This is a genomic window from Acinetobacter sp. 826659, assembly GCF_000588515.1.
Lineage (GTDB): Bacteria > Pseudomonadota > Gammaproteobacteria > Pseudomonadales > Moraxellaceae > Acinetobacter > Acinetobacter pittii.
Genome location: NZ_JFYD01000005.1, coordinates 328,064 through 343,063 on the forward strand (window position 1 = coordinate 328,064; position 15,000 = coordinate 343,063).

The following is a 15,000-nucleotide window of genomic DNA, read 5'->3' on the forward strand; positions in this document are numbered from 1 at the left end:
ATGACTCAAACACCTGAAGCTTTAACGACTGAACAATTCAAACAAGCCATTATCGATAAAGGCCAGTATTATCATATTTATCATCCATTTCACGTGATGATGTATGAAGGTAAAGCCACCCAGCAACAAATTCAGGCTTGGGTTGCAAACCGATATTACTATCAAATTAATATTCCGCTTAAAGATGCGGCGATTATGGCAAATTGCCCTGATCAACGAGTTCGTCAAGAATGGATTCAACGTATGATCGATCAAGATGGTGAATATCCAGATGGTGGTGGTCGAGAAGCATGGTTACGCTTAGCCGAAGCTGTTGGCTTGAGTCGTGAACAAGTTATTTCCGAAGAATTAGTTTTGCCGGGTGTACGTTTCGCAGTAGATGCATATGTGAACTTTGCACGTCGTGCTTCATGGCGTGAAGCAGCAAGCAGTTCTTTAACAGAACTTTTTGCTCCTCAAATTCATCAGTCACGACTTGATTCATGGCCGCAGCATTATCCATGGATTGATGATAAAGGCTATGAGTATTTTCGTTCTCGTTTAAGTCAGGCACGCCGTGATGTTGAACATGGTTTAACAATTACGCTTGATTCATTTACAACTTTTGAGCAACAAGAACGAATGCTGGAAATATTACAGTTTAAGCTGGATATTTTATGGAGCATTTTAGATGCTTTAACTTTGGCATATGTTCACAATGAAGCACCATATCACAGCGTGACAAGCAAACGAGTTTGGCACAAAGGACTATTTAAATGAATAAAGAGCAGTTTGATTTAAACCTTGTGCCAACATGGCGACAAGGTTACCGTTTTCAGTTCGAGCCAGCTCAAAATGGTTTTGTGATTTTATATCCTGAAGGCATGATCAAATTAAATGAAAGTGCAGGGGCAATTGGACAATATATTGATGGGCAGCAAAATGTTTCTGCAATTATTGCTCAGTTAAAGCAAAAATTTGGTGATATTGCTGAGATTGATCAAGATGTAGTGGATTACATGCTGGTCGCAAAGCAGCAACACTGGATTGATTTAGTATGACAGAAGGTGTTGGCCTGCCTTTATGGTTATTAGCGGAGTTAACTTATCGTTGTCCGCTACAATGCCCATATTGCTCAAACCCATTAGACTACGCTCAGCATAAAAATGAACTAACCACCCAAGAGTGGTTTGGCGTTTTTGATCAGGCACGTCAGATGGGTGCTGTTCAACTCGGCTTTTCTGGCGGTGAACCACTGGTACGTCAAGATTTAGAACAACTCATTGCACATGCTCATCAGCAAGGGTTTTATACCAACTTAATTACCTCAGGCATGGGTCTTACCGAACAACGTATTGCCGATCTAAAACAAGCGGGTTTAGACCACATTCAAGTGAGCTTCCAAGCTAGCGATCCTGTGGTAAACGATGCCTTGGCAGGTTCAAAGCATGCTTTTGAACAAAAATATGAAATGTGCCGATTGGTTAAGAAATACGATTATCCGATGGTCCTTAACTTTGTTATTCATCGACATAACATTGACCAGATTGAACAAATCATTGAACTTTGCCTTGAACTCAATGCAGATACAGTCGAGTTGGCAATTTGTCAGTTTTATGGCTGGGCTTTTTTAAACCGCCAAGGTTTATTACCAACACAAGAGCAACTGACACGTGCAGAACGGATTACCAATGAATATCGAGAAAAATTAAAAGCGCAAAATCACCCTTGCAAACTCATTTTTGTAGTGCCTGATTATTATGAAGAACGACCAAAAGCCTGTATGAATGGCTGGGGTAAAATCTTCTTTACGGTTGCTCCAGATGGTATGGCGCTACCTTGCCATGCAGCACGACAACTGCCCATTTCGTTTCCAAATGTCCGCGAACATAAATTGTCAGATATTTGGTACAAATCAACCGGATTCAATCATTTCCGTGGCGATGCATGGATGCCAGAAGGGTGCCGTAGCTGTCCCGATAAAGATCGTGACTTTGGCGGATGTCGTTGTCAGGCCTATATGTTGACTGGAGATGCGGCTAATGCCGATCCTGTATGTGGGAAATCGCCGTATCATCAAATGATTGAACAAGCACGGGCAGAAAGTCAGTTGGTTGCACCTCTACAAAATTTAGTCTTCCGTAATAGTAGAAACTCTAAATCTTTAAGCGCCACCCAAAATATTCCAGTCCACACAATTACAGACATATAGCAATTAACAGGAATACTCATGAAGCCTAGCCATATTCCAGTTTTTGATGGACATAATGACGCATTAACACGCTTATGGCTAAGTGACTATCCAGATCCTGTACATGCTTTTGTTCATGAACGTTTAGTGGGCCATCTTGATTTAAAACGCTGTCAAGAAGCTGGTTTTATTGGTGGAATGTTTGCAATTTTTTTACCGCCATATAGCTATGTGCAACAGCATCATTCCAATAAATTATTTGATCAGAATGCTTCTGATTTTACGCAACAGCAAATTGAACAAATTTGCTTGGAACAACTTGATTTAGCTCACCAACTTGCTCAGTATTCTAAAAATATTAAAATTTGCACCTCGGTTCAAAATATTCAAGATTGCAGAGCTGAGAAAAAGCTAGCAATTGTATTGCATATGGAAGGTGCAGAAGCTTTACAACAAAATCCTGATTTACTCGATGTATTTTATGAAAGAGGCTTGCGTAGTATTGGCCCCCTGTGGAATAGACCTAGCCGCTTTGGACATGGTTTAAATGCTAAGTTTCCGCACTCACCTGACACTGGAGCAGGTCTCACGAGTGATGGCAAAGACTTTATAAAACGCTGTGCCAATAAAAAGATGGTGATTGATGTTTCACATATGAATGAGAAAGCTTTTTGGAATACTGTAGATATATTGCAGCAGCCAATTGTAGCAACCCACTCTAATTCACATGCTTTATGTCCTCAAGCTCGCAACTTAACTGACCCACAACTCAAAGCAATAAGGGAAAGTAAAGGGATGGTAGGCGTAAATTTCGATGTCGCTTTTTTACGGTCGGATGGACAACGCAATGCAGATACATCGATTGATGTAATTTTGGAACATTTAGAATATTTAATGGATCATTTGGGCGAAGAACATGTGGGCTTTGGTTCAGACTTCGATGGTGCACTTATAGGTACTGAACTTGAAGATGTGACAGGCCTACATCACTTAATTGAACGTATGCAACAGCGTGGTTATTCAAAAACACTGATTGAAAATATATGTCTTAATAATTGGGTTAGGGTGCTTTATAGAGTTTTTGGTCAATAATGAATGACTAAACAGAGTTAATCTACAGAATCATAACTATTTTTTTATTGGCCGAAATGACTAAAAAAAATACAAATAGTTTAATTGTCAACCATTCGGTATATTCACTACACTCAACCTTACTGAATGTAAGAACATTTGGTATTTCAGGTCTTTTGTGGTTTTCACATCACCCATTTCTTTATGAGAAGTAGAAATGGGTTTTTTCTTATCCTAATTATATAAACGTGACATTCATCACAATAATCGCTAATTATTGGTAAAAACCCTCAATCCCATCTTGACTAAAAGTTCAGCATTAAATACATTTGTAATGTATGTTTAAAGATAATAAGATTGCATAAAGCGATTCATAATACTGCTTAATCCTGAAATACAGTGAAAAGCCTATTCTTTTTTAGAATAGGCTTTTTGCTTTGTATCAAAATTTATTTTTCGGGATTATTTTACTCTTCAATTAACATAAAAAATAAACACCTTACAAAAGCGGAGCAAATGAAAGCCGTTAAATAACAAATTTTATGCTATTAATTTAAGCTAATTTCTCAAAAGTTACTCCGTTAATCGAAGAGGTGCAAAATGTTAAAGTCAATTATAGTATTGGGAACAGGTATCGCGATTGGGATGTGTATGTACAAGAAAAAGCAAAAAAATAGCAAAAGCTTTACCACAGATAGTGATACAGACTCATTGATTAGTAAAGACACTGCTAAAAATAAAGATGATGGTTCGCTGGATAACGCAGTACAAGTTTAGAATTAAATAAAAAGGGTTCAGTTAATGAACCCTTTAATTTTGATTAAAAGTAAATTTTTTAATAAGTAATATTTACATTGAATAGATTAACTTAAAAATAATATTTAAATTAAATAATCACTCAACTATTCATTTAATTATTACAAAAATATGATTAGAACAAAGAAAACACTTTCATTATTAAAATTTACATATTGTATCAGTGCAATCTTTATTATTGTCGATGCGGATAATAAAAAAATGGAGACTAGTATGTCAAAACGCCATATCTTAAAAGAAGTGAATGCTAAAAGTATGTGTGGTATGGAAATCGTTGTCGAACAAATTTATGAAAATATCAATGAAAAAAACTTTATAGACGTTGAACTGGAACAGAGCTGGTTACCACTTTCTAAAATTGTGATTTCGGATAAAGTCATCAATTTAGATCCAGATAATAGCTTTGCTCATCCTAGAACAGGTAAAGTCTTTAAAGTCCTTAATTCTTAATCGTTTTTCTGTAAGTACATTTTTCATATTTCTAAGTCATTGAGGCGAAACATAGATACGTTTCGCCTCAATGTATTTAACTAAGAATTAATTTTCTTTTTGGAAAATAGTTTCTCTGCAGCTCCCAACACAAAAATAAAGAACACGGGAACAAAAAAGATGGCCAAGATGGTGGCAGATATCATACCTCCAAATACCCCTGTACCTAATGCATGCTGAGTTTCCGAACTTGCTCCAGTTGCAATGACCAATGGGATAACACCACAAGTAAAGGCAAGGGAAGTCATCAAAATTGGGCGTAGGCGTAACTTTGCTGCTGCAACGGCTGCTTCAATTAAAGTCATGCCTTCTTCTTTGAGCATCTTTGCGAACTCAACAATTAAGATCGCATTCTTGGCAGATAAACCAATAATAGTGATGAGACCAATTTTGAAGAAAATATCGTTTGGCATTTCTCTTAACATAATGGCTAATACTGCACCAAAGATTCCTAAGGGAACAACAAGCATGACAGATAATGGAATTGACCAACTTTCATAAAGTGCAGCTAAAACTAAAAACACGACTAACATTGATAAAGCAATAAGGAATACCATTTGAGATTCAGATTGCTTTTCTTGTAATGAAATACCTGTCCACTCATAACCAATACCTTGAGGAAGTTTGGCAATCAGCTTTTCCATTTCTCGCATCGCATCACCTGAAGATACCCCTATGTTAGGCACTCCAGCTATACTTAATGATGGTCGGCCATTGTAGCGGTTATATTGCTGTGGCAACTTATTCCACTGAGGAATCACGACCTCAGATAAAGACACCAGTTGTCCGTTTGCGCCTGCAACCTTCAAACTCAAGATATCTTTTAAATGCATTCGTGATTTTGCATTGGCTTGAACAATAACTTGCTGCATTCTGCCTTGATTTGGAAAATCATTGATATACATCGATCCCATTGAGGTCGAAATAATATCCGAAACAGAAGCAAAGCTTACTCCTAGAGTGTTTAGTTTTTCGCGGTCGATTTTCAAGCTAATATTGTCACCTTGAGGTAGACCTTCTGGGTAAACCATATAAAACTTTTTGTTTTGTGCCGCCATTTCAATGAGCTTTTCTTGGGCCGAAATTAAAGCAGGCATTCCTAAATTTGCTTTGTCTTGTAAACGCAAACTAAAGCCTGAAGATGTACCCAATTCATCAATGGCCGGAGGAAGTACAGACATAGTTGTACCTTCTTTACTGTTTGCCATTTCTGCATTTATGAAGTTGGTATAGTCAGTAGTAGATTTATCACGCTCGCCAAAATCTTTTAAGGTTGTAAAAGCGAGTGCAACGTTTTGGCCAGCGCCACTAAATCCCCAACCCATAATTGAAATATTGCTTTTAACATCCGACTGCTCATTTAAATGGCCTTCAAAATCTTTCACAATTTTTGTTGTACGTTCAGCAGTCGCATCTGAAGGTAATTGGAACGACGTTAAAAACCAGCCTTGATCTTCCTCTGGCATAAAAGCAGTGGGCCAATATTTCATGCCTGCAAAAGTTAAACCTGTAATCACCACAAAAATAATTAGAGTCGGAATAGTATGTTTAACGATTTTAAGTAAAATCGCTTCATATTTTTTTGTGACTTTATCAAAGCTACGATCAAAGCATGCATAAAAACCTTTCTTTTGATGATTTGCATCAACTGGTTTTAATAAGGTTGCACAAAGTGCAGGGGTGAGCGTTAAAGCTAAAAATGCCGAGAATAAAATTGAGACTGACATCGTAATGGTAAATTGGCGGTAAATAATACCGACCGAACCACTTGCTAAAGCCATTGGTAAAAATACGGCTGCCAGTACCAAAGTAATACCAATAATCGGGCTGGTAATCTCTGTCATGGCTTTTGAAGTCGCTTCTTTAGGCGATAGACCTTCGGTTGCCATAATTCGTTCTACATTCTCAACGACTACAATCGCGTCATCGACAATAATCCCGATCGCAAGCACCATGCCGAACATGGTTAACACATTAATTGAGTAACCTGTTAAAAGCATGATGGTAAACGTACCAAGCAGAGCAATTGGAGCAACAATCGCAGGAATTAAGGTATAGCGAACATTATGAAGAAATAAATACATCACAATGAAGACCAAAACCATGGCTTCAATTAATGTATGAACAACTTTTTCTATCGAAATTTTAACAAAAGGCGCAGTATCATAAGGAATGCTAAATTGCATGCCTTCAGGTAAATTTACTTTTAGCTCTTCGAGTTTCTGTTTTACCGCATCTGCTGTTTTTACTGCATTCGCACCAGGGCTCAGCTGAATAGCCGCAGCTGTTGCAGGTTTACCATTTTCTAAAATCGCAAAATTATATGACTGAGCACCCATTTCTACGTCGGCTACATCCGACAACTTAATATTGGCGCCACTAATATTGCTCTTTAGACTAATATTTTTGAACTGCTCTACATTTTCAAGCTGTCCTTGAGCGGATAAAGGTATAGTAATTAATTGACCATTAACTAGAGGACGATCACCAAGTCTACCTGGTGCAATATCGATATTATTGTTACGAATTGCATTATTTACATCGCTAATCGATAGACCATAAGAAACTAATTTATTTGGGTCTACCCAAATTCGCATCGCTTTTTCGGCACCAAAAGACTGAATTTTTCCGACACCTTCAACACGTTTAAGCTCTTCGACCACATTACGTACCAGATAATCACTCAAATCGACTTCTGAATAACGATGGTTAGGTGAGTTTAAACCGACAAGCATTAAAAAGCCTGAGGAAGATGCCTCTACAGCTAAGCCTTGTTGGCGGACGACTTGGGGTAAGCGTGCTTCAACCGCTTTAATTTTGTTTTGTACGTCGACTTGCGCCATATCCACATCGGTACCGGGTTTAAATGTCGCGGTAATTTCAGCGGTTCCTGACGAATCCGTTGTAGCACTATAGTAGAGTAAGTTTTTTACTCCTGACATTTCCCGTTCAATGAGGGTAATTACACTATCATTAATCGTTTTGGGAGTAGCGCCAGGATAACTTGCTGTAATGTTCACTTCGGGTGGAGCGACACTCGGAAAGCGTGCAATGGGTAACTTTGGAATACTCAGCACACCAAATAGAATAATAAAAATTGCAATTACCCATGCAAAAACAGGACGGCGAATAAAGAATTGAGACATCATTTAGCATCTCCTTGCTTCACCGTATTTTCTGTTGAGGCCGCTTTCCATGCTGAAATTGCTAGTTTTTGGTTGGGCTGGATACGCTCTATACCTTCAACGACAACTTTTTCGCCTGCTTTCAGCCCTTTATTGATGAGATAAAACTGCTCATATTGTTGCCCTAACTCTACTGAGCGAACATCTGCGCCACCTTTGGCATTCACTACATAAACTTGAGGATCGCCATTCATATTACGCTGAATAGCTTGTTCTGGCACGAGTAAGGCCTGAGGAACCGAAGCACGCTCAATATTAACGCGGACATACATACCCGGCAGTAATTTTCTTTCAGGATTGTTCACTTCAATACGGATGGTGACATCCCCAGTTTCAGGGTCCACATTTATATCTTCAAACAGCATTTTTGCTGTAACGTTATAGGGCTGTCCCAAACTATTCAAAATCTGTACAGCTTTTTGATTGTTGGCTGATAACTCACCACTTTGTAGAGCCGCCTGTAGGCGTTCATATTCTCCAATAGACTGCTTTACATCGACATAAACGCGGTCAATTTGTTGAATAGTCGCCATAGTATTGCTATCAGCCTGACTAACCAAAGCGCCTTCCGTTACGAATGATTTACCAATACGTCCGGAAATTGGTGCTCGCACTGTCGCATACTGTAAATTAAGATTTTGTCGAGCTAATAATGCTTTCATTTGAGCAACATCTGCAATCGCTTGTCGATATTGCGCTTCGACATTACTTACTTCTTGCTTACTAATCGCATTACTTGGTAAAAGTTGCTGGTAGCGTTCAAGTTGTATTTTTAGTCGGTTTACTTCTGCTTCAGCTTTATTTAGACCAGCTCGATTACTATTTACATCAGCCTCAAATGTTTCTGAGTTTATTTTGTATAGAGGTTGCCCAGCTTTAACTTCACTACCTTGAGCGAATAAAACTTTTTCGATAATACCGCCAACTTGAGGACGAATTTCGGCAGTTCGGAAAGCTTGAACGCGCGCTGGTAGATTTTCACTAAAGTTAATAGACTGCGGTTGAATTGAAATAACGGTAACCTTAGCCGTAGATACTTGTGTTTGATCACTTACTTGTTCATTGCCACAGCCATGTAATACAAGACCGAAAGATAAAACGAATGGAACTAAAAAATGCTTTTGCACTTTTATAACACCTAATGGACTTCTAGATGCTGGCATTATTTTTGATGTGTGTGTAACCAAAATCACGAATATGTGGAAAAAGTGTGGAGATCTATCAAAAAATACGCGTATGATAAATCAAATTTTTCCCGCGTCTTATTGCTATGTTCGAGTCAACCTTTACGTTTAATTCTCAGGATAAGCTTATTCTTGTTGTAGAAGATGAATATGATATTGGCGATATTATTGAACATTATCTTAAGCGTGAGGGTATGCGTGTTGTACGGGCCATGAATGGTAAGCAGGCAATTGAAATACACGCAGCGCAACCTATTGATCTGGTGATTCTCGATATAAAAATGCCGGAACTGAGCGGGTGGGAAGTACTGAATAAAATTCGGCAAAAAGCAGCGACACCAGTCATTATGCTTACGGCTTTAGATCAAGAAATCGATAAAGTCATGGCTTTAAGAATTGGAGCAGACGACTTTGTCGTAAAACCCTTTAACCCAAATGAAGTGGTTGCACGTGTACAAGCAGTACTAAGACGTACTCAACAAAACCAGCAAACTCCCAACCGAAATCTGATTTATAAAAATATTGAGGTGAATACCGAAATTCATACTGCTTATATCCATTCGGGCGATCAAAAACAAGCACTCAATTTAACTCTAACTGAGTACAAAATTTTATTACTGATGTTGCCTCATCCTCATAAAGTCTTTACCCGTTCAGAACTCATGAATCAGTGTCTACCAGATCGAGATGCATTAGAACGTACGGTCGATAGTCACGTCAGTAAGCTACGAAAGAAAATAGAAGATCTTGGTTTACGAAATATGCTCATTAATGTTCGCGGTGTAGGCTACAGGTTGGATCATCCACATGAAAAATAAAACGGGCATTAGTAAACAACTGATTATTGCACTGAGCTTTACCAGCCTAAGTGTTACGCTGAGTTCGCTAATTTTAGGTTATGGCACCTACTATGTTGCAATTGAAGTAGGGCTTATATCTCTCGAAAAGCTGAAAGAAAGTGATGAGTTTTTCCACTATCTAGATGGTATATGGTTATTCGCCGTGCTTTTGTTTGGCACAGCATTATCAATTATTTTAGGCATCAAGCTTGCTCAACGTTTTATTGTGCCTATTAATCTATTAGCCGATGCAGCTAAGAAAATTAGTCATGGGGATTTAAGCGCACGAGTTGAAAAACCAATGCATCATTCTTCTGAAATTGGTGAGCTTATGGATAATTTTAATGATATGGCTCAAAAACTAGAGACCTCAGTTGAAAATGCTCATGTCTGGAATGCCGCAATTGCACATGAGTTAAGAACGCCAGTCACCATTTTGCAAGGTAGGTTGCAGGGAATTATTGATGGTGTTTTTGAAGCTGACCCTATTTTATTTAAAAACTTACTGAATCAAGTAGAAGGTCTTTCAAACCTAGTCGAAGATTTACGTACATTGAGTCTTTTTGAAAACCAACAGCTTAGACTTAACCTCGAAACGATTTGTTTTAATGAAACTGCTCACAAAGTCGTGCACATGTTTGAAGAAAAATTAGAAAAAGCTCAGCTTAAAGTCATTTTCGATATTGAAGCGCCAAAAGTTGAGTGTGATCAACGGCGAATTGAACAGATTTTAATTGCTTTACTAGATAACGCTACACGTTATGCAAATCCGGGAAAGTTAGTTGTTTCAACGAGACAAGAACAAACTAACTGGATTCTTGAAATAGAAGATGAAGGACCTGGCATTTCAGCTGAGCATCGCAAAGATTTATTTAACCCTTTTTTCAGGTTAGAACAATCAAGAAATAAAGAGTTAGGTGGCACTGGGTTAGGTCTTTCGGTTGTACAAGCTCTTGTCATTGCCCATAAAGGTCAAGTCGATTATTTAAATCAATATTCACATAGTATTTTTAAAATAAGCATTCCTCAATAATGATCGCTTTTGTACAACCTTTAACGCTTTAATTAAGAGAAATTGCATTTCATGACTCGTGATTAACTAAAAAATAGGTTAATTTGTTTATAAAATTTTTAAGTAAATACTGATTTTTTATGATAATTGAGATAGAAACCCATCCACTTGAGCCATTTTTACCTGAAAATGCCCGTTTATTAATGTTAGGCAGTTTTCCACCGCCACGTAATAAATGGAAGATGGATTTTTACTATCCCAATTTCCAAAATGATATGTGGCGTATTTTCGGTTTGATCTTTTTTCAAGACAAAACTTACTTTTTAAGTGAAAGCCAAAAAAATTTTAATGAAGAACGTATTCGAAACTTCTTGATTGAAACTGGTATTGCAATCTTTGATACCGCTTATCAAATTAAGCGGTTGAAAGGGAATGCCGCAGATAAATTTCTTGAAATAGTAACACCAACAGATCTTGCAGTTTTACTTCAGCATATTCCTCTATGTCAAACCATTATGACCACAGGCGATAAAGCGACTGATACTTTAATTTCAGTTTTACCAGAGCACACCGAAAAACCGCTTATAGGAATGTCTACCTCGACTTACTTTGCTGGACGAAATATTAATTTATATCGTCTACCATCTTCTTCTAGAGCATATCCATTAGCGCTAGAGAAGAAAGCAGAGGCTTATCAAAAATTCTTTAAAGAGATAGGCATTTTATAAGTAAACTTGAAATGCTGTTACATCATCCATTCAACTGGTAAATATGAAACAGCTTTAATCATGGTACGTTGGAAAAGGCTCGTATCTGGGTCTTTTTCATATTCAACAATCTTTCCATCCGACTGATAATCTAACCAAACAATTTTGCCTTCACTATTTAACTTAAGCTGGTAAGCAACTTGAGGTAAGTGCTGATCGAGCATGACCGAAATTTGCGCTTGTAATTGACTCGACTCAATAACCAGACCGACCTCAGTATTTAAGTAAGTCGAACGAGGATCAAAGTTAAACGAACCAATAAATACTTTACCGTCTACATCAAAAAACTTGGCATGTAAGCTCGATTTATTTTTACCTTTAGCAGGAATCACACTTCCAGTCACCACTTCATACCAAGTTCTGCGTCTGCGTTCTAAAAAGGGCTTAAACTCAAATAGTTCTACACCACTTTTGAGCATCTCAACTCGATATTGACTATAAAAGGCATGCACAATTGCCACATCATTTGCAGCAAATGAGTTGGTTAAAACCCTGACTTTAACACCTTGTACCTTGAGTTGTTTTAAATAGTAAGTGCCTTGTTGGGTAGGAACAAAATAAGCAGAAGCTAATTCGATATGCTGCTTTGGTTCACCCATAATCTTTAAGACTTGCCCATAAAGCATCTCTTCTTGAGAGGCCATTCTTAAGATTTTTTTAGGTGAATCAGCAACAAAATATGCTTTTGACCACTGGATTGGATAGTGCTCTAAAAGTTCTTTTAAATAGCTTTGAGCATCGTAAAGCTTATCTTCGGTTTGAGTATGATTTTCACTTTCATGAATTAAATCATGGTAGTGCTGCCTTAGCGTTTGCAAATGGTGAACAGCACATGTTCCCACCAGCTCAGTAGCATTTTGACTTAAATCACTTTGCCAAAAATCATTAAAGACAGACTGTGCATGTTGTACGGTATGTCCATAAAATAAAATATCTAGATCTGTAAACTGAAATTTACTACTTGCGTCAAAATATTCACTACTAATATTTCGACCGCCTGTTACCGCAATCACGCCATCCGCAATAATTAACTTATTATGCATGCGATGGTTTACTTTTTTGAACCGAAAAATATAGTCTAAAATTCTTAAATATCTAAACTTGTATGGATTAAACAATCGAATTTCAAAATTGGGGTGGTGGAGAAGGCTTCTAAGAACTCCATCCAGCTTTACTCCATTTTGATCATCAATAAGTAAGCGGATTTTTACGCCACGATCTGCCGCCGTTAGTAACTCGTGCAGCATTAAGTTTCCAACAAAATCATTTGTCCAAATATAATATTGTAAATCGATTTTTTCTTTTGCATTTCTAATCAGATACATACGAGAAGCGATACTGATAAAGGCATCATCTAATGCCACAAAAGCAGTCAGTCCTTGTTCTGTTTTATTTGTAGCTTGCTCATCATTCAACCAATTAAAGCTATTCGTCACTATATCATTCTCATCAGGGTCGTATGTACCGTTATACGAAGGTGTATGTGTAAAGCCCCAAGCATTTAATGCCATACTACTATACTGCTGATAGATTTGATTAATCATGTAAGCTTTTAAAGTCGCATCCAAGATAAACACATCTCAGCATTTTTATATTCAATTTATATGTCAAAATTCATATTAAACGTTATAAATACATTCTGCCAAGCCTCAACGCTAGCAATTCCTTATATTTATTGGCACTTCTTAGAAAATATATCCATTAAAAAATATAAAGTAAAATTTAACGTTTTTATGCCTAATGCTATATTCAATATTATTTTTTAAGGATGCTTGAGATGAGTCACGTGGGTTCTTGTCTATGCAATGAAGTCAAATTTTCAGTTACTAACGAAATAAACACGGTCTATCATTGCCACTGTAGTCTCTGCCGCAAACAAACTGGAACGGGGGCAAATGCAGCAACATTAGTAAATAAGGATAAATTTGAATGGTTATCAGGTTTAGAACTTGTCCGCACCTATAAAAAAGAAACAGGCTTCACATCTTCATTTTGCAGTCAATGTGGATCACCAGTACCTAACTTAGTAGGCACTACTGATTTTATATGGATTCCATTAGGTTTATTAGACAAAGATATTGTTGTGCTAAAAAAGCTTAATTTTTGTATCGTTTCAAAGTCGAATTGGGTAAACACAGTAGATGCAGATGAATCTTACGATGAACTTCCAACTCTGAATGAACTAAACATATTGTTTGACTAAAGAATTTTTTAAAAATGAGACTTAGTTTGCATTAAATTTAATTTTTTCGGATAGTTATGCTTGCAGGTTTCACAAAAACACACTAATTACAATTGACAGTACAACAATTACATTAGAAAACATGATATCTATCATACTTCCTTAAAGGGCTGAGTGAGTAGCTTAATAATAAAAGGGAGAAAATAGAGATGCCACAATATTTAATCATCGCTGAGAATGTATATAAAAAGATTGAGGACAAAAATTTATTTTCAGAAAGCTCGGCAGAAAACTTAAATCAATTAGTTGGTGTAATTCGTAATGAAATTAAAGGCACCAAATTTAAACTTAAATACAATTTTATAGATTTTGAGGAATGCCTAACCAAGCCCTTAGAGGAGTGTGCCATTAAGTTAGACATGAGCCTTATGCCTAAATATAAAAATAAAGACGAATATATACTTTGGCTTGCGGGTTTTATTGAAAGAATTACGACAGGAGGGGAGGCGAAGCTTCCTCCGATCTCAAAATTTATTCCTCCAGACTTTAAGTTTAATTATGAGGAACCACCCAAAGTATCATCTTCTACACAAGATGATGGAGAGATGATCATTAATTATTTCAAATCAGATGCCTTTAATAAAATTATAAGCCAAGAAAAATAAGTACATAAAAAATATAGAAGTGATCGTCCACTACACTTCTATATCTCGCTGTAAATTCAGCAACCGCCTACTGGGGCGGTTTTTTAATTTTACCCACCTTATTCATAAAAAATATATTGTTATAACTTTTCACAAAAGTTTGCATAACGCACATAATCAGTCTCATTGGCCTAAAAACAGATACAACCTTCAATGTTAATTTTAAATTTACTTAACTATCGTTTGGAGATAAGTATGTTCAAAGCTATGTTTTTCTTTGGTGCTGGGGCTGTTTTCGGTTATTGCTGTAAACACAAGGAGGATAAAGCTAAAGAGGAGAACTCATCAAAATAAGCGAACTACATTCATAAAGAACTTACTAATGAGTTGGTTTTTTATAAGGAGGTGTCTATGCTCCACAACCTTAGACAGCTTTTCTGTATTCATGTCTGGGAATATGACTTTGATATTACTCATGACGAAATTAAAGAATGCAGAAAATGTGGGAAAATTCATAAAATCAAGAATTTCCCAAAATTGACTTAAGATGTAGCTTTTTACTTTCAGTCTTAAGTGAATATTAAAAATTAAATAGGCTCAAAATTTTAAATATTGAGCCTATTTAATATAAAACTTAATTA

At 36.9% G+C, this 15,000-nt stretch carries 14 protein-coding genes; 11 read left to right on the forward strand and 3 right to left on the reverse strand.

Going from position 1 to position 15,000, the window contains the following annotated elements; genetic code table 11:
• From pqqC to J663_RS12625, 6 genes are all read left to right on the forward strand, one after another.
• A complete protein-coding gene (gene pqqC, locus J663_RS12600; protein ID WP_002113690.1) occupies nt 1-759 on the forward strand; it encodes a pyrroloquinoline-quinone synthase PqqC in 759 nt (252 codons plus the stop codon).
• On the forward strand, nt 756-1,040 hold the full coding sequence (gene pqqD / locus J663_RS12605) for a pyrroloquinoline quinone biosynthesis peptide chaperone PqqD (RefSeq protein ID WP_004792407.1): 285 nt from the start codon (nt 756-758) through the stop codon (nt 1,038-1,040). The genes pqqC and pqqD overlap by 4 nt, the downstream gene beginning before the upstream one ends.
• Nucleotides 1,037-2,191: a pyrroloquinoline quinone biosynthesis protein PqqE gene (gene pqqE, locus J663_RS12610; RefSeq protein ID WP_033850058.1), complete on the forward strand. Its 1,155-nt coding sequence runs from the start codon at nt 1,037-1,039 to the stop codon at nt 2,189-2,191. Before pqqD ends, pqqE begins: the two co-directional genes overlap by 4 nt.
• An 18-nt stretch (nt 2,192-2,209) precedes the next feature.
• Entirely contained in the window at nt 2,210-3,262 is a 1,053-nt protein-coding gene (locus tag J663_RS12615; RefSeq protein ID WP_033850060.1) for a dipeptidase, read from the forward strand.
• 579 nt (nt 3,263-3,841) lie between these two features.
• Nucleotides 3,842-4,018: a hypothetical protein gene (locus J663_RS18995; protein ID WP_002113575.1), complete on the forward strand. Its 177-nt coding sequence runs from the start codon at nt 3,842-3,844 to the stop codon at nt 4,016-4,018.
• A gap of 252 nt (nt 4,019-4,270) precedes the next feature.
• Nucleotides 4,271-4,507 (forward strand): hypothetical protein, encoded by a 237-nt coding sequence (locus J663_RS12625; protein ID WP_016806236.1) that lies wholly within the window; start codon nt 4,271-4,273, stop codon nt 4,505-4,507.
• An 80-nt stretch (nt 4,508-4,587) separates the two neighbouring features.
• Here the strand turns inward: J663_RS12625 and J663_RS12630 are convergent, their stop codons facing one another.
• Together J663_RS12630 and J663_RS12635 are read right to left on the reverse strand one after the other, a co-directional pair.
• Nucleotides 4,588-7,695, reverse strand: a complete 3,108-nt coding sequence (locus tag J663_RS12630; RefSeq protein WP_033850062.1) for an efflux RND transporter permease subunit — start codon at nt 7,693-7,695, stop codon at nt 4,588-4,590.
• Nucleotides 7,692-8,858, reverse strand: coding sequence for an efflux RND transporter periplasmic adaptor subunit (locus J663_RS12635; protein WP_033850065.1), 1,167 nt, complete (start codon nt 8,856-8,858; stop codon nt 7,692-7,694). The genes J663_RS12630 and J663_RS12635 overlap by 4 nt, the downstream gene beginning before the upstream one ends.
• Before the next feature lie 143 nt (nt 8,859-9,001).
• Between J663_RS12635 and adeR the strand changes: the two genes are divergently transcribed.
• From adeR to J663_RS12650, 3 genes are all read left to right on the forward strand, one after another.
• Nucleotides 9,002-9,733 carry an efflux system response regulator transcription factor AdeR gene (gene adeR, locus J663_RS12640; RefSeq protein WP_033850067.1) on the forward strand — a complete coding sequence of 244 codons (732 nt, stop codon included), beginning with the start codon at nt 9,002-9,004 and terminating at the stop codon, nt 9,731-9,733.
• A complete protein-coding gene (adeS, locus tag J663_RS12645) occupies nt 9,723-10,787 on the forward strand; it encodes a two-component sensor histidine kinase AdeS (protein WP_033850069.1) in 1,065 nt (354 codons plus the stop codon). Before adeR ends, adeS begins: the two co-directional genes overlap by 11 nt.
• 119 nt (nt 10,788-10,906) lie before the next feature.
• Complete coding sequence (locus J663_RS12650) at nt 10,907-11,494, forward strand: uracil-DNA glycosylase family protein (protein WP_033850071.1); 588 nt, start codon at nt 10,907-10,909, stop codon at nt 11,492-11,494.
• Between the two features lie 17 nt (nt 11,495-11,511).
• Here the strand turns inward: J663_RS12650 and J663_RS12655 are convergent, their stop codons facing one another.
• Complete coding sequence (locus tag J663_RS12655) at nt 11,512-13,101, reverse strand: phospholipase D family protein (RefSeq protein WP_081404745.1); 1,590 nt, start codon at nt 13,099-13,101, stop codon at nt 11,512-11,514.
• 200 nt (nt 13,102-13,301) lie between these two features.
• Between J663_RS12655 and J663_RS12660 the strand changes: the two genes are divergently transcribed.
• Entirely contained in the window at nt 13,302-13,736 is a 435-nt protein-coding gene (locus J663_RS12660) for a GFA family protein (RefSeq protein ID WP_081404730.1), read from the forward strand.
• Between the two features lie 188 nt (nt 13,737-13,924).
• Nucleotides 13,925-14,380, forward strand: a complete 456-nt coding sequence (locus J663_RS12665) for a hypothetical protein (RefSeq protein ID WP_002113876.1) — start codon at nt 13,925-13,927, stop codon at nt 14,378-14,380.
• The last annotated feature ends 620 nt before the right edge of the window (nt 14,381-15,000 follow it).

What these genes read in the sequence shown, in the direction of transcription:
- pqqC (WP_002113690.1), top strand. Translation starts at nt 1, where the DNA reads ATGACTCAAACACCTGAAGCTTTAACGACTGAACAATTCAAACAAGCC.
- pqqD (WP_004792407.1), top strand. Translation starts at nt 756, where the DNA reads ATGAATAAAGAGCAGTTTGATTTAAACCTTGTGCCAACATGGCGACAA.
- pqqE (WP_033850058.1), top strand. Translation starts at nt 1,037, where the DNA reads ATGACAGAAGGTGTTGGCCTGCCTTTATGGTTATTAGCGGAGTTAACT.
- J663_RS12615 (WP_033850060.1), top strand. Translation starts at nt 2,210, where the DNA reads ATGAAGCCTAGCCATATTCCAGTTTTTGATGGACATAATGACGCATTA.
- J663_RS18995 (WP_002113575.1), top strand. Translation starts at nt 3,842, where the DNA reads ATGTTAAAGTCAATTATAGTATTGGGAACAGGTATCGCGATTGGGATG.
- J663_RS12625 (WP_016806236.1), top strand. Translation starts at nt 4,271, where the DNA reads ATGTCAAAACGCCATATCTTAAAAGAAGTGAATGCTAAAAGTATGTGT.
- J663_RS12630 (WP_033850062.1), bottom strand. Translation starts at nt 7,695, where the DNA reads ATGATGTCTCAATTCTTTATTCGCCGTCCTGTTTTTGCATGGGTAATT.
- adeR (WP_033850067.1), top strand. Translation starts at nt 9,002, where the DNA reads ATGTTCGAGTCAACCTTTACGTTTAATTCTCAGGATAAGCTTATTCTT.
- adeS (WP_033850069.1), top strand. Translation starts at nt 9,723, where the DNA reads ATGAAAAATAAAACGGGCATTAGTAAACAACTGATTATTGCACTGAGC.
- J663_RS12650 (WP_033850071.1), top strand. Translation starts at nt 10,907, where the DNA reads ATGATAATTGAGATAGAAACCCATCCACTTGAGCCATTTTTACCTGAA.
- J663_RS12660 (WP_081404730.1), top strand. Translation starts at nt 13,302, where the DNA reads ATGCTTGAGATGAGTCACGTGGGTTCTTGTCTATGCAATGAAGTCAAA.
- J663_RS12665 (WP_002113876.1), top strand. Translation starts at nt 13,925, where the DNA reads ATGCCACAATATTTAATCATCGCTGAGAATGTATATAAAAAGATTGAG.